The sequence below is a fragment of the Pseudomonas serbiensis genome (assembly GCF_030580745.1).
In the GTDB taxonomy this organism is placed as follows: domain Bacteria; phylum Pseudomonadota; class Gammaproteobacteria; order Pseudomonadales; family Pseudomonadaceae; genus Aquipseudomonas; species Aquipseudomonas serbiensis.
The window spans coordinates 212,258-226,494 of record NZ_JAUQOO010000010.1 but is presented as its reverse complement, the minus strand read 5'-3'; the positions used below and the strand labels follow the sequence as shown (position 1 = coordinate 226,494).

Genomic DNA, 14,237 nt, shown 5'->3' with positions numbered 1-14,237 from the left:
CACCTTGCTCGATGGCATGAACCGTGTGGTGAAGGAGTTGCGGCAGGGCGCCGACGAGAACAAACCTGCCGATTACTTCCAGACCTACAGCGCGCTGTACGACGGCCGCGGGCTGTTGACCGAGGACACCGAGAGTGACTGGCTGCTGGTGGACGTCGAGGATGAGCCGGAGCTGCAACTGCGTGAACTGCCCCTGACCAATACCTATCAATACGATGACTGGGGTGAACAGCGCAGTATCACCGGCCCGGACGGGATCGAGCGGCACAAGGTCCAGGACCCCATCAAGCGCACCACCAGCGAGTGGCAGGCGGGGATGGGCAAGACCGTCACCGTGAACAATCTGTTCGACAAGCCTGATTCTATCGAGCGGCTGGCGCTGGATGAGTCGCGTATCAGCCTCGAAACCACGACTTACGATGGCCTTGGGCGAACCTTCGGGCAATTCGATGCGTTGCGCAATTACCGGGAATCCAGTTATGACGCCTTTGACCGCCTGCGCATCAGTCAACTGCCTGACAGAGCACAGGTAGAGCGGACCTACGCCTTGCACAGCCGTGAGGACTTGCCTGTATCGATTGCTGTCGATGGCGTGGTAGTAGGCGAACAGACATTCGATGGTTTGAAGCGCATGACCGACTCCACCATTGGTGGCCGGGTCAGCCGGTTCGAGTATCCAGGCGCTCAGCTACAGCCCGGCAAGGTCTATACGCCAGGCGGCGAGGCCATTGATTATGTCTACCAGCCTCAATTGGGCGATCAACCGGTCCAGCGCAAGATGCTGAGCAGCACGGCCGATTACACCTATGACCTGCAGAGTGCCCGGCTGCTGAGCAGCAAGGAACAGGATCAGGAGCTGGAGCGCGATTACTACAGCAATGGCGAGATCAAGGAGGAGCGCAGGGTTCAGGGCGGCGAAGCCTATGCCATGCAGTATCGCTACAGCTTAAAGGGGCTTTTGCTCAGATATACCGATGTACTCGGCCAGACCCAGACTTATCGCTATGACGAAAGCGGTCGGCTCGAACAGCTCGATGCTGGCGCGCTGGTCTCGGCTTTTGGCTATAACGCCCAGGGTCTGCTCGACAGCATCACAACCGTGGACAGCGGCCAGAGCCTGAGTGTCAGCCTGGAGTATGACGATGCAGGTCGTGAGGTCTTGCGCAGTTTTACTCTGCCGGGAGGAACGATACAGCAACTGGTTCAGGCCTATGACGCGGCCGATCACCTGAAACAGCGCACCTTGAAAGAGGGCAGTACGGTGCTGCGTGATGAAACCTTCGTTTACGATGCCAGGGGGCGGCTGGAGCTGTACACCGCTTCCGGCCCTGATGCGCCGGTGGACCCGCAGGGCAAACAGATCCAGAGCCAGACGTTCAAGTTCGATGCGCTCGATAATATCCTGAGCGTTGAGACGGTCTTCGCAGGTGGCAGCAATGTTGCCGATTACGAATATACCGGGCGCGACCCGACCCAGCTCAGCGCCGTGCGTAACAGCCATGCCGATTATCCTGCCAATATCGAGCTGGATTACGATGACAACGGCAACCTGACGCTTGACGAAGCCGGACGCGGATTGGAATACGACGCCTTGGGGCGCCTGCTTGCGGTGTCCGCAAACGATGGGTCTGCTGTGGTGGATTATGGCTATGATGCGCAGGACAGCCTGACCCGCTCCAGCGAAGCGGGTGCTCATGAGCGGCGTTTCTATCGGGAGGGGCAACTGGCAAATCAGTTGCAGGGCGCGCAGCAGCGAACCTTTATCGGGAGCAGTGATACCTTGCTGGCCGAACGTCTGGGCGGAGCAACGGCTGCGACTTTGCTGCTGGCGACCGATGCAAAAAAGACGGTAATGGCTGAGGCCGATGCAGGCAGCGTCACGTCTGCCGAATACAGCGCTTATGGTCATCGCAGCGACACACCGGCAGTGGACAGCCGCTGCGCCTTCAACGGCGAACTGTGTGAGCCGTCCACGGGCTGGTACCTGCTCGGTCAGGGGTATCGCGCCTATAACCCGGTGCTGATGCGGTTTCATAGCCCGGACAACCTGAGCCCGTTTGATCGGGGAGGGGTGAACCCTTATGCGTATTGCCTGGGGGATCCGGTCAATTATCTGGATCCGGACGGGCATTTGCCGAAATGGTTGATGCCGGTCATCGGGATTGGGCTTTCGATTGTGGGCATTGTTGCCAGTGTTGCCTCATTGGGCGCGGCGACTGCTGCGGCAGCTACTGTGGTTGCCGGTTGGGCGACGTTGAGTGCGTCTACTCAGGTGTCGATCGCGGTTGGGATTGCATCTGGAGTGACAGGGATTGCCAGTGGTGTGGCGTCGGTTGTTACTCCTGATTCTAATGCAGGTGCGATTTTGGGGTATGTTTCGGCGGGGTTGGGAGTTGTGAGTGCACTTTCAGGCGCGGTGTCCCTTATCAATTGGCAGAGTTCTAAAGCACTGGAGACATTGGACGCTGTTACGGAGCTTAATCGCAGGGGGGGTGCCTTTCCGGCTTCTGAGGACGATTTTTTTGCAATTTTTAAATATCGTCATCCGTTTGCCCCGGAGAGGGCTAGGGGTGTTCAGGAGGCTTTGGATGCTGCTGCTGAGGCTAAGGCTGAGGCTGCTGCTGCTCGAGCTTCTCTCGGATCTGCTCTTCCTGCAAAACTTGCAGGATTTAAAAAAACCTTTACAAGAGCAGTTAATGCATGACGGGAGTCGATTCAGTTTGCTGTTTCAGTAAGGCTTTGTTTGGGTATTGAAAAGCAATTGTGCGCCCGTGCTTAATATTCAATATGGGGGTTGACGAGGTAACTTGACCCCCTCACACCCAAACACCTCCTGCACGAAACTCACCCGCTGTTCGGGCGTCTCCTTTATCCCCTGGCGTGCCAGTTCTTCCAGACGCGCCTCAACCGCCTGGGTCCGGTGAGTCAGCCCGCAGTTGTTGGCGATCTGGATATTCAGGCCGGGGCGGGCGTTGAGCTCAAGAATCAGCGGGCCTTTTTCCTGGTCCAGCACCATGTCTACGCCGATGTAGCCCAGGCCACACAGTTCGTAGCACTCGGCGGCGAGTTTCATGAAACCGTTCCAGTAGGGCAGTTGTACACCGTCCACGGCATTGGTGGTATCGGGGTGCTTGTTGATGATGCTGTTGAGCCAGGTGCCTTCGAGGGTCACGCCGCTGGCCAGGCCCACGCCGACCCCGATGGCGCCCTGGTGCAGGTTGGCTTTGCCGCCGGACTGGCGCGTCGGCAGGCGCAGCATGGCCATTACCGGGTAGCCCATCAGCACGATGATGCGGATATCGGGCACGCCTTCGTAGCTGATGCTCTTGAATATCTGGTCCGGAATGACCCGGTATTCGATCAACGCCCGGTCACGATGCCCGCCTAGCGAGTAAAGCCCGGTCAGGATGCTGGACACCTGATGTTCGATGTCCGAGTGGGTGATGATGCGCCCCGAGACCGTTTTGTAATGCCCCTCGAAACGGTCGGCCACCACCAGAATTCCGTCTCCGCCAGCGCCTTGTGCGGGCTTGATGACGAAGTCGGTATGCTGGCCGAGGATATCGCCGAGGCGGTCGATTTCCTTTTCCGTGGAAATGACACCATACATTTCCGGGACCTGGATGCCCGCCTGCATGGCCCGTTCCTTGGTGATGATCTTGTCATCGACAATCGGGTACAGGCTGCGCTTGTTGTACTTGAGCACGTAGTCGGCATTACGCCGGTTGATGCCCATGATGCCCTTGGCTTCCAGGGCTTTCCAGGTCTTCCACAAACCGATCATTTGGCGTCTTCTGCTTTGATGAATGCCTTGAAACGCAGCAGTTCGGTCAGGCGGTAGCCACGGTATCTGCCCATCGCCAGCATGAAGCCAACCAGAATCAGCAGCACGGCCGGGAAGGTGAAGACGAAGTAGGTCAGCTCCGGCACACTCATGATCAGGTGCGCCAGAGAGGCCGCGAACAGGGTGCCGATGGCCACTTTCATGGCATGGCCGCCACCGCGCTCTTCCCAGGTGATCGACAGGCGCTCGATGGTCATGGTCAGAATCACCATCGGGAACAGGGCTACCGACAAGCCGCGTTCCAGACCCAGTTTGTGGCTGAACAGGCTGATGGCCGCGATCAGCACCACGACAAAGGTCAGGACCACCGACAGACGCGGCAGCATTTGCAGTTTCAGGTGTTCAAGATAGGAGCGCAGCGACAGGCCAAGGGCCGTGATCACGGTAAACAGCGCGATGCCAAAGCCCAGCTGGGTTTCCCTGAAGGCCAGGGCGATCAGCACCGGGGTAAAGGTGCCGAGTGTCTGCAGGCCGACCAGATTGCGCAGGATCAGGATGACCAGTACGCCAATCGGGATCATCACCATGATCATGAAGGTCTGCTGGGTTTGCAGGGGCAGGCCGTACAGCGAATAGGACAGGAAGTCCGTATCGGTGCTTTCATCGGTCAGCTTGGCCAGCCGCATGGCGTTCATTTCGCTGTTATTGAGGCTGAAGCTGACTGAAGCTTTTCTACCGCCCTCGATGCTGATCAGGTTTTCATCGCCTGTCCACCACAGCAGCCGGTCATCCGGCAGGCCGGCTTCACCGGTGTCCGGGTTGAAATACAACCATTCCTTGCCATTGAAACTGCGCAGCCACAGCTCGGGTGTCTGCGGCTGGTCGGTGATCAGGCGCAGGGTGTGTACCTTTTCCATCGGCACGTGGGCCATGGACAGCAGAAGCTCGGTGATCTGGGCTTTCTTGACGGCCGAGGTATCGCCCGCCAGCAGCAGCCTGGCGTTGTCGTCCTTGAGGTTGTTGACGCGCTTGATGGCCTCGCTGATGAAGGTTTCGACATCGGCGGAGTGGCGACGAATAGGCGCAAGCAACGCTTCAGCGGCGATTTTCTCGGCGCCTTCTACCGGGATGCTGTCGCGAAAGATCGGGCCTTTGCTCTTGGGCTTGTCTGCGCCATAGCGCTTGGTCAGCACCAGTCGGTAATACAGCGTCTGGTTGCCGTTGGCGCGCCGTGAGGACCAGGTCACCTTGCGGTTGCCGTCAACGCGGTTGACGCTGACACCGTAATTATTGGAAATGAAGCTTTCGTTGAGGCTGATGTAGTCCGTAGTCAGGGGCGGGACGAACATCTGGATCTTGATCGACTCTTTACTGTTGGCCTGGAACTCTACCTTGGCGTCGATATTCCACAGGTTGTCGGTCTCGTCCTCGGTCAGCGGGATGCCGAGAATGACGATCTGATAGGCCGTGATCGCGATGCCCAGGGCCACCAGAAACGTGATCAGGATTTTCAGATGAAGTGTAAGAGAGCGCATTTATTTACTCTGCGTTTTGAACGACGGAGGCACAGGCGGGCTTGCCCGCCACAAATTTAAGACTTGGATCGACCAGCGCATCGAAGTGTTTGAGTGCATCGGAGCCAATCAAAAGCGGGTATTGGAAAGCACTTCGGTCGGTCAAGTTCACTTCTATGGTGCGTAAAACTTCACCCATGCAGATATCGAGGTTGATAACCGGGCGCGCGCTGTATTTTTTTTCGTCATCCGCGTCGACATCGTCAGCCCGGCGCTTGATCTGGCTGATGCGCGTCAGTGGCTGTTCGATGGGATGGGCGTGGCTGTTGTCGATGGCCAGATAGAACCTGACCCAGTTCTCGCCATTGCGCTTGAAATGCTTGATGTCACGCGCACTCAACGATGCGGTCTTGGCACCGGTATCAAGTTTGGCAGCGACCTCAAGGTCAATGTTGAGGAGTCTGGCGTATTCGTTCAGGCCATAGACGGTCTTGTTGGCGGCAACGCATATGGCAGGAAGAAAAAACAGACAGAGCAACGTGGTGAGGGTTTCGAGTCTCATAGGTCCTTGCGCGACAGGCGGAAAACTTCAGGGCCGCAGCGCAGGTTTTTCAGCCTGGCGTGTCTGGCAGGCCGTGTCCTTTGAAGAGCTGCACTCGGCAGATGCGGCGGCCATTCTAGCATGAAGGTTTCGTGATGCCAGTTATCCCTGCCTGTCGTAGTAGTGCCGATCAGTCAGAGGCATGAATAACTTTGTGAGAGGCAGCTTGCTGGCGACTTGGTGTACAGACGCAGAATATCTGTCGGTTTCACGGGCCTTTTCGCCAGCAAGCTGCCTCCTGCAAGTTTGTGTGTGTTTTCATTGATTGGAATTGGTCTGTAGCTGGGGGAATCTCGTTTTTTGATAGATTGTCGACAATCGTGAGAATTATTTTGACGAAAGGTGTCGTGTTTACTAGATTTATCCACATATCATTTTGAAGGTGTCGACAATATGTTGGATGCAGTCGAGACTTCCACGGTCGCTGTCGAGGACTCGGAAACACTTTCCGAAAATGTCTTCAGGCGTATTCAGGCGGCTATCGTCAAAGGCGAGATCGCCCCCGGCAGCAAGATTTCCGAGCCGGAACTGGCCCGCACCTACGGCATCAGTCGCGGGCCGTTGCGTGAGGCCATTCACCGGCTGGAAGGTCAGCGACTGCTGGTCCGGGTTCCGCATGTGGGCGCGCGCGTCGTATCGCTCAGCCATGCCGAACTGATCGAACTGTATGAAATTCGTGAGTCCCTTGAAGGCATGGCCTGTCGTCTGGCGGCCGAGCGCATGACCACCGAACAGATCGATGAGTTGCGCAATGTGCTCGATACCCATGAGCGCGATGCCGCGTTTCAGGCCGGCGTGGGTTACTACCAGCAGGAAGGGGATTTCGACTTCCACTACCGGATCATTCAGGGCAGCGGTAACAAGACCCTCAGCCAGATGCTCTGTGGCGAGCTTTATCAACTGGTGCGCATGTACCGCATCCAGTTTTCCACCACCCCCAATCGTCCGCGCCAGGCCTTTGCCGAACACCATCGCATTCTGGACGCCATTGCCGAGCGCGATGGCGAGCTGGCCGAATTATTGATGCGCCGCCATATCGGTGCTTCCAGACGCAACATCGAGCGCCATTACCAGGCTGCTCCCGACCGAGGTGAAAAATGAGTCACAACAATAAAACTCCCGGCCAGCGTTTCCGTGATGCCGTTGCCAGCGAGCAGCCCTTGCAGGTGGTGGGGGCGATCAATGCCAACCATGCGCTGCTGGCCAGGCGCGCAGGGTTCAAGGCGATCTATTTGTCAGGTGGCGGGGTGGCGGCCGGTTCCCTGGGTATTCCCGATCTGGGGATCACCGGGCTGGATGATGTGCTGACCGATGTGCGGCGCATTACCGATGTCTGCGACTTGCCATTGCTGGTTGATGTGGACACCGGTTTCGGTTCTTCGGCATTCAATGTGGCGCGCACTGTCAGGTCGATGATCAAGGCGGGCGCGGCGGCGATTCATATCGAGGATCAGGTCGGCGCCAAGCGTTGCGGGCACCGCCCCAACAAGGAAATCGTTTCGCAGCAGGAAATGGTCGACCGCATCAAGGCAGCGGTGGATGAGCGAACCGACGACAGCTTCGTGATCATGGCGCGCACCGATGCTCTGGCAGTCGAAGGGCTGGAGTCGGCGCTGGAGCGGGCGGCAGCCTGTATCGAGGCAGGCGCCGACATGGTCTTTCCCGAAGCCATTACCGAACTGAGCATGTACAAGCAGTTTGCCAATCGCGCAGGCGTGCCGATCCTGGCCAATATCACCGAATTCGGTGCCACGCCGTTGTTCACGGTGGATGAGCTGCGGGCCGCTGACGTTTCGCTGGTGCTCTATCCTTTATCGGCATTCCGCGCCATGAACAAGGCGGCGGAAAACGTCTATGGCGCTATCCGTCGCGATGGCACGCAAAAGAATGTGATCGACACCATGCAGACGCGCATGGAGCTGTATGACGCCATCGACTACCACACTTTCGAGCAGAAGCTGGATGCGCTGTTTGCTCAGAAGAAGGGGTGATGTACACACTTTGTGGGAGGCAGCTTGCTGGCGACAGTGTGAAGAGATGCAGACTATGCGTCAGTTTTGCTGGCCCCCTCGCCAGCAAGCTGCCTCCCACAGGTGCCAATCGGCATGCATGGAATTCATCCGCCAAGAAAAACGAATCGCCAATTCCCGACAATTTCAAGAACTGGAGAATGCAATGGCTGAAGCAAAAGTATTGAGTGGTGCCGGCCTGCGGGGTCAGGTTGCCGGCCAGACAGCCCTGTCCACCGTCGGCCTGGCTGGCGCGGGCTTGACCTATCGTGGTTATGACGTGCGCGAACTGGCTGCCGAGGCCCGCTTTGAAGAGGTGGCCTATCTGCTGCTGTACGGCGAATTGCCGACCCAGGCGCAACTGACGGCCTACCTGAAACGCCTCAAGAACCTGCGCGATCTGCCACAGGCGCTGAAAGAAGTGCTGGAGCGCATTCCCGCCGACACCCATCCGATGGATGTGATGCGTACTGGCGCTTCGATGCTTGGCACCCTTGAGCCGGAACTGAGCTTCGAGCAGCAGCGCGATGCGACCGACCGGTTGCTGGCGGCTTTCCCGGCAATCATGTGCTACTGGTATCGCTTCTCCCATGATGGCAAGCGCATCGATTGCGTGACGGATGAAACCTCCATCGGCGGCCACTTCCTGCACCTGCTGCTCGACAAATCCCCCAGCGAACTGCATCGCAAGGTCATGGATGTCTCCCTGATCCTCTACGCCGAGCATGAGTTCAACGCCTCGACCTTTACCGCACGGGTCTGTGCTTCGACCCTGTCGGATCTGTATTCCTGCGTCACGGCGGCCATTGGCACCTTGCGCGGCCCGCTGCATGGCGGCGCCAATGAAGCGGCGATGGAGATGATCCAGCGTTTTGCTTCGGCTGAAGAGGCCACCAAAGGCACTCTTGGCATGCTGGAGCGCAAGGAAAAGATCATGGGCTTCGGCCATGCGATCTACAAGGAGTCCGACCCGCGCAACGAGGTCATCAAGGGCTGGTCGAAGAAGCTTGCGGATGAAGTGGGCGATACGGTGTTGTTCCCGGTTTCCGAAGCCATCGACAAGACCATGTGGGAACAGAAGAAGCTGTTTCCCAATGCGGATTTCTATCATGCCTCGGCGTATCACTTCATGGGGATTCCCACCAAGCTGTTCACACCGATTTTCGTCTGTTCGCGCCTGACCGGCTGGGCCGCTCACGTCTTCGAGCAGCGTTCCAACAATCGCATCATTCGCCCGAGCGCCGAGTATGTCGGCGTTGAGCAGCGCAAGTTCGTGCCCATCGAACAGCGCTGAAAAAAGGGAAGGGGAGCCGCTCATGAGTTCCCCTCTCTACTCCCAAACTCCGTGATCGAGTCCTGTGCCATGAACACTGAATACCGCAAGCCGCTTCCCGGCACTTCGCTGGATTACTTCGACGCCCGAGGGGCTATCGAGGCTATCAGGCCGGGTGCTTACGACCTGTTGCCTTACACCTCTCGTGTGCTGGCTGAAAATCTGGTGCGTCGCTGTGATCCGGCCACGTTGAAGGCTTCCCTGAGCCAGCTTGTTGAGCGCAGGCGCGATCTGGACTTTCCCTGGTTTCCGGCGCGGGTGGTGTGCCATGACATTCTTGGCCAGACCGCTCTGGTGGACCTGGCTGGCTTGCGTGATGCCATTGCCTCTATGGGCGGCGACCCGGCGCTGGTCAACCCGGTGGTGCCGGTGCAGTTGATCGTCGACCACTCGCTGGCCGTGGAGTGTGGCGGCAATGACCCGCAGGCTTTCGAGAAGAATCGGGCCATCGAGGACCGGCGCAACGAGGATCGTTTCCACTTCATCGACTGGACCAAAAAGGCCTTCAAGAATGTCGAGGTGATCCCGCCGGGCAACGGCATCATGCACCAGATCAACCTGGAGAAAATGTCGCCGGTGGTGCAGGTCCGCGAAGGCGTGGCTTTCCCGGATACGCTGGTGGGCACTGACAGCCACACGCCCCATGTCGATGCGCTGGGCGTGATCGCCATTGGCGTGGGTGGCCTGGAAGCCGAGAACGTCATGCTCGGGCGTGCCTCCTGGATGCGTCTGCCGGATATCGTCGGTGTCGAACTGACCGGTCGCCGCGAGCCCGGCATTACCGCCACTGACGTGGTGCTGGCTCTGACTGAATACCTGCGCAAGCAAAAAGTCGTCGGCGCCTATCTTGAGTTCTACGGTGAAGGTGCATCGAGCCTGACCCTTGGGGACCGGGCGACGATTTCCAATATGGCCCCGGAATACGGCGCCACTGCCGCGATGTTCTCCATCGATCAGCAAACCATCGATTACCTGCGCCTGACCGGGCGCGAGGACGAGCAGGTGCGTCTGGTTGAGTTGTATGCCAGGCACACAGGGCTGTGGTCCGACAGTTTGCAGCAGGTCGAATACGAGCGGGTCTTGAGCTTCGATCTGTCCAGCGTAGTGCGCAACATGGCCGGGCCATCCAACCCTCATGCCCGTGTCGCAACCACTGATCTTGCGGCCAAAGGCATTGCCGGGCAGTGGCAGGACGTGCCGGGGCAAATGCCTGACGGCGCGGTGATCATCGCTGCCATCACCAGTTGCACCAACACCAGCAACCCGCGCAACGTGATTGCGGCCGGCTTGCTGGCGCGCAACGCCAATCGTCTTGGCTTGACTCGCAAGCCCTGGGTGAAATCGTCGCTGGCACCCGGTTCCAGAACGGTTGCGCTGTACCTGGACGAGGCCGGGCTGACCCCGGAGCTTGAGCAACTGGGCTTTGGTGTCGTGGCATTTGCCTGCACCACCTGCAATGGCATGTCTGGCGCGCTGGAGCCGAAGATTCAGCAGGAAATCATCGAGCGCGATCTGTATGCCACGGCGGTGTTGTCCGGCAATCGCAACTTTGACGGGCGCATTCATCCTTATGCACGGCAGGCTTTTCTGGCTTCGCCGCCGCTGGTGGTGGCTTATGCCATTGCTGGCACCATTCGTTTCGATATCGAAAACGATGTGCTGGGTATTGCCGACGGCAAGGAAATCCGCCTCAAGGATATCTGGCCGAGCGACGAGGAAATCGACGCCGTGGTCCAGGCTTCGGTCAAGCCGGAGCAGTTTCGTCAGGTCTACATCCCGATGTTCGCCCTCGAGGAGGATCATGGTCCGAAAGTCGAACCGCTCTATGACTGGCGTCCGATGAGCACCTACATCCGCCGTCCGCCTTATTGGGAAGGCGCGCTGGCCGGTGAGCGGACACTCAAGGGCATGCGCCCGCTGGCGGTGCTGCCGGACAACATCACCACCGATCACTTGTCGCCTTCCAACGCGATCCTGCTCGACAGCGCTGCGGGTGAGTACCTGGCAAAGATGGGCCTGCCGGAAGAGGACTTCAACTCCTATGCAACTCACCGTGGCGACCACCTGACTGCACAGCGCGCCACCTTTGCCAACCCGCAGTTGCTCAACGAGATGGCGCTGGTGGATGGCAAGGTCAAGAAAGGTTCGCTGACCCGTATCGAACCGGAAGGCAAGGTCACCCGCATGTGGGAAGCCATCGAAACCTACATGGAGCGCAAGCAGCCGCTGATCATCATTGCCGGTGCCGATTACGGCCAGGGCTCTTCGCGGGACTGGGCGGCCAAAGGCGTGCGTCTGGCGGGTGTGGAGGCCATTGCTGCCGAAGGCTTCGAGCGTATCCACCGCACCAATCTGGTGGGCATGGGCGTCTTGCCGCTGGAGTTTCAGGCTGGCACCAATCGCCTGACGCTGGGGATCGACGGCACTGAGACATTCGACGTGATCGGCAAGCGCACGCCACGGGCAACCCTGACGCTGGTGATCCAGCGCAAGAACGGTGGGCGGCTGGAAGTACCGGTGACCTGCCGTCTGGATACCGCTGAAGAGGTGTCTATTTATGAAGCAGGCGGTGTGCTGCAACGCTTCGCCCAGGATTTTCTGGAGTCCGCGTAGGAGCGATTCATCCGCGAAAGACGATAATCCGTGGGAGGGGCCCTTGGCCGCGACAGCGCAGTTTCAGGCACTGAAAATGTGTTGCCTGTCAGTAGGTCGTCGCGGCCAAGGCCCCTCCCACAGGTGACATGTATGCCCTGACTGATCGGCATTAGTCTTACATATGCACTTGAGGTTTCCATGCCCCACAAACCCCAGATCCGTATCCCGGCCACTTACATGCGTGGCGGCACCAGCAAAGGCGTGTTTTTCAATCTGAAGGACCTGCCGGAAGTCGCGCAGGTTACGGGCTCGGCCCGTGACGCATTGCTGCTGCGGGTCATCGGCAGCCCCGACCCTTACGAAAAACAGATTGATGGCATGGGCGGTGCGACGTCCAGTACCAGCAAGACGGTCATCCTGTCGCGCAGCAGCAAGGCCGACCACGATGTCGATTACCTGTTCGGCCAGGTTTCCATCGACAAGCCTTTTGTCGACTGGAGTGGCAACTGCGGCAATCTCTCCGCTGCCGTGGGTTCTTTTGCCATCAGCCAGGGGCTGGTTGATGCCGCTCGTATCCCGTCCAGCGGCGTGGCTGTTGTACGGATCTGGCAGGCCAATATCGGCAAGACCATCATTGCCCACGTGCCCGTCACGGACGGTGAAGTGCAGGAAACCGGCGACTTCGAGTTGGATGGCGTGACCTTTCCGGCTGCCGAAGTGCAACTGGAGTTCCTGAACCCGGCCGCCGATGAAGAGGGCGCGGGTGGTTCGATGTTCCCCACCGGTAACCTGATCGATGAGCTGCAAGTGCCGGGTATCGGCACCCTCAAGGCGACCATGATCAACGCCGGTATTCCCACGGTCTTCGTCAATGCAGCCGACATTGGCTATATCGGTACTGAGTTGCAGACCGATATCAATGGCGATGCCCAGGCGCTGGCGAAACTGGAAAGCATTCGGGCTCACGGTGCTTTGCGCATGGGGCTGATCAACAGCATCGATGATCCTGCTTTGCGTCAGCACACCCCCAAGGTCGCTTTCGTTGCCGGACCTGCAGACTATCTGTCTTCCAGCGGCAAACCGGTCAATAAACAGGATATTGACCTGCTGGTGCGCGCTGTCTCCATGGGCAAACTGCACCACGCCATGATGGGCACAGCGGCTGTGGCCATCGGCACCGCGGCGGCGATTCCGGGCACGCTGGTCAATCTTGCAGCAGGTGGCGGCGAGCGTGAGGCTGTGACTTTCGGGCACCCGTCCGGCACCTTGCGCGTGGGGGCTCAGGCGCAGCAGGAAGAGGGCGAATGGAAGGTCACCAAAGCCATCATGAGCCGTAGCGCCAGGGTGTTGATGGAAGGTTGGGTGCGGGTGCCGGGTACGTCCTGGTAATGCCGATCAGTCAAGGTATAAACAAAACTTGTGGGGGGCAGCTTGCTGGCGAAAAGGCCTGTGAAGCGGCATATATTCTGCGTTTGTACGCTGAAGTCGCCAGCAAGCTGCCTCCCACAAAGTAATAGGCACTCCTGCATGGGAAGGGCTATTTGAAGCGCCGCTCAACCCCTTTCTCCACCAGCACCTTGGCCGAAATCTCTTCCACCGAAAAATGCGTGGAGTTGATGTTCGGGATGTTTTCCCGGCGAAACAGGCTTTCCACTTCGCGCACTTCGAACTCGCACTGGGCATAGCTGGAATAGCGACTGTTGGGCTTTCGCTCATGGCGAATGGCGGTCAACCGATCTGGATCAATGGTCAGGCCGAACAGTTTGTTACGGTGGGCCTTGAGTGCGTCCGGCAGTTGCAGGCGCTCCATGTCGTCTTCGGTCAGCGGGTAGTTGGCGGCACGGATGCCGAACTGCATGGCCATGTACAGGCAGGTCGGAGTCTTGCCGCAGCGCGAGACGCCCACCAGGATGATGTCGGCCTTGTCGTAATAATGGGTTCGCGCTCCGTCGTCGTTGTCCAGGGCGAAGTTCACGGCCTCGATGCGCTCCATGTAGTTGGAGTTATGACCGATGGAATGAGATTTGCCCACCGAGTAGGAGGAGTGTGAACTAAGCTCTTGCTCCAGCGGCGCGAGGAAGGTCGAGAAAATATCGATCATGAAACCGTTGGAGGTCGCCAGAATCTCGCGAATTTCCTGATTGACGATGGTATCGAAGATGATCGGCCGCACCTCGTCCTTGTCGGCGGCATTGTTGATTTGTTGTACCATCGCCCGCGCCTTTTCGACGCTGTCGATGTAGGGCCGCGTGAACTTGTTGAACGTAATGTTTTCAAATTGTGCCAGCAGGCTCTGGCCCAACGTTTCAGCGGTGATGCCTGTGCCGTCCGAGATGAAGAAAGCGGATCGTTTCATTTGCGCCTTTGGCCTTAAGCTAGTGACGATTCTTGGATATCATAG

General features: G+C 58.4%; 10 protein-coding genes. 6 read left to right on the top strand and 4 right to left on the bottom strand.

Annotated features, from left to right (window positions below):
- A partial coding sequence (locus Q6A51_RS15265) for an RHS repeat domain-containing protein (RefSeq protein WP_304575150.1) occupies positions 1-2,704 on the top strand: 2,704 nt, incomplete at its 5' end.
- 78 nt (positions 2,705-2,782) lie between these two features.
- On the opposite strand, the gene Q6A51_RS15260 is transcribed toward Q6A51_RS15265, so the two are convergent.
- The 3 genes from Q6A51_RS15260 to rloA are packed head-to-tail and all read right to left on the bottom strand — an operon-like array spanning position 2,783 to position 5,860.
- Positions 2,783-3,781 (bottom strand): alpha-L-glutamate ligase-like protein, encoded by a 999-nt coding sequence (locus Q6A51_RS15260; protein WP_304575158.1) that lies wholly within the window; start codon positions 3,779-3,781, stop codon positions 2,783-2,785.
- Positions 3,781-5,319 carry an osmotic stress tolerance membrane protein RloB gene (gene rloB, locus Q6A51_RS15255; RefSeq protein WP_304575149.1) on the bottom strand — a complete coding sequence of 513 codons (1,539 nt, stop codon included), beginning with the start codon at positions 5,317-5,319 and terminating at the stop codon, positions 3,781-3,783. Before rloB ends, Q6A51_RS15260 begins: the two co-directional genes overlap by 1 nt.
- A 4-nt stretch (positions 5,320-5,323) precedes the next feature.
- Positions 5,324-5,860, bottom strand: a complete 537-nt coding sequence (rloA, locus tag Q6A51_RS15250) for a retropepsin-like aspartic peptidase RloA (RefSeq protein WP_201006848.1) — start codon at positions 5,858-5,860, stop codon at positions 5,324-5,326.
- Positions 5,861-6,292: 432 nt separating this feature from the next.
- Here rloA and Q6A51_RS15245 point away from each other — a divergent pair, with 432 nt between their 5' ends.
- The 5 genes from Q6A51_RS15245 (at position 6,293) to prpF (ending at position 13,225) form a co-directional block, all read left to right on the top strand.
- On the top strand, positions 6,293-7,000 hold the full coding sequence (locus Q6A51_RS15245; RefSeq protein WP_201019039.1) for a GntR family transcriptional regulator: 708 nt from the start codon (positions 6,293-6,295) through the stop codon (positions 6,998-7,000).
- Positions 6,997-7,890: a methylisocitrate lyase gene (gene prpB / locus Q6A51_RS15240; protein WP_304575148.1), complete on the top strand. Its 894-nt coding sequence runs from the start codon at positions 6,997-6,999 to the stop codon at positions 7,888-7,890. Before Q6A51_RS15245 ends, prpB begins: the two co-directional genes overlap by 4 nt.
- Before the next feature lie 184 nt (positions 7,891-8,074).
- Positions 8,075-9,202, top strand: coding sequence for a bifunctional 2-methylcitrate synthase/citrate synthase (prpC, locus tag Q6A51_RS15235; RefSeq protein WP_304575147.1), 1,128 nt, complete (start codon positions 8,075-8,077; stop codon positions 9,200-9,202).
- Between the two features lie 69 nt (positions 9,203-9,271).
- Positions 9,272-11,854, top strand: coding sequence for a Fe/S-dependent 2-methylisocitrate dehydratase AcnD (acnD, locus tag Q6A51_RS15230; RefSeq protein WP_304575146.1), 2,583 nt, complete (start codon positions 9,272-9,274; stop codon positions 11,852-11,854).
- A 180-nt stretch (positions 11,855-12,034) separates the two neighbouring features.
- The gene (gene prpF / locus Q6A51_RS15225; protein WP_304575145.1) at positions 12,035-13,225 is read left to right on the top strand and encodes a 2-methylaconitate cis-trans isomerase PrpF; all 1,191 of its coding nucleotides are present in this window, start codon (positions 12,035-12,037) and stop codon (positions 13,223-13,225) included.
- Positions 13,226-13,373: 148 nt separating this feature from the next.
- On the opposite strand, the gene ppsR is transcribed toward prpF, so the two are convergent.
- Positions 13,374-14,192, bottom strand: coding sequence for a posphoenolpyruvate synthetase regulatory kinase/phosphorylase PpsR (gene ppsR / locus Q6A51_RS15220; RefSeq protein ID WP_201019044.1), 819 nt, complete (start codon positions 14,190-14,192; stop codon positions 13,374-13,376).
- Positions 14,193-14,237: the final 45 nt, after the last annotated feature.